The sequence below is a fragment of the Leyella stercorea DSM 18206 genome (assembly GCF_000235885.1).
Taxonomy (GTDB): domain Bacteria; phylum Bacteroidota; class Bacteroidia; order Bacteroidales; family Bacteroidaceae; genus Prevotella; species Prevotella stercorea.
Window position 1 is genome coordinate 5421 of record NZ_JH379465.1, and the last position, 284, is coordinate 5704.

Here is a 284-nt window from a genome sequence, read left to right on the forward strand (position 1 = left end):
TTGATGTAGGAATCAAAAGATATACAACATAAACGTACTTTTCGGCAAATAGCTAAGGTTGTGGTTTGATGTAGGAATCAAAAGATATACAACTATTTGGTTTTTAAGCCAAATACCCGGGGCGTTGTGGTTTGATGTAGGAATCAAAAGATATACAACACAAAGAAACAAAGAAACAATGTTTCCTTAGTTGTGGTTTGATGTAGGAATCAAAAGATATACAACTGGCACTTAGACTACACCAAGTACTTAGGGTTGTGGTTTGATGTAGGAATCAAAAGATA